Origin of the sequence: Streptomyces milbemycinicus, from assembly GCF_002154605.1 — a bacterium.
GTDB lineage: Bacteria > Actinomycetota > Actinomycetes > Streptomycetales > Streptomycetaceae > Streptomyces > Streptomyces milbemycinicus.
The window spans coordinates 1-531 of sequence record NZ_MUNE01000844.1 but is presented as its reverse complement, the minus strand read 5'-3'; the positions used below and the strand labels follow the sequence as shown (position 1 = coordinate 531).

Below are 531 nucleotides of genomic sequence, written 5' to 3'. Positions count from 1 at the left end.
GCCGGGCGCCCTCGGTCTGGTCGGTGTAGCGCAGCCACAGCGCCCGCTCGACGGGGCCCACCGGGCCGTACGCCTCCAGGGCGGAGACCAGCAGGCCGGGGGTGCGGGCGGGGAGCGAGGAGCCCGCGATGCGCAGCGCCAGCGGCAGCCGGCCGCACAGCTCGGCGATCCGCTCCACGGACTGCCCGTCGTAGGGGCCCGCCCCCGTCTGCTCCTCGGCTGAGGCGCGCAGCAGCTCCTCGGCGCCCGGCTCGTCCAGCGGGCCGACCTCCAGCCGGTGGACCCATGCGGCCAGATCGGGCGGCAGCGCGAGCGGCGCGCGCGAGGTGACCAGGACCAGGCTGTCGGACCGCTCCGGGACCAGCGTGCGCACCTGCTCGGCGTCGCTGGCGTCGTCCAGCACGATCGTCACGGGCAGGCCGGTCAGATGCTGGTGGTAGAGCTCGGTGAGCCGCTTGACGTGCTGCCCCTGGGCCGAGCGCTCCCGGAAGAGCAGCTGGTCGCGGGGCGCGCCGAGCCGGTTGAGCAGGT

Annotated in this window: 1 pseudogene; it reads right to left on the bottom strand. The window is 76.3% G+C overall.

Annotated elements, in window-relative coordinates:
• Positions 1-531: pseudogene (locus CCN51_RS47470) on the bottom strand (hypothetical protein); the annotation flags it as partial.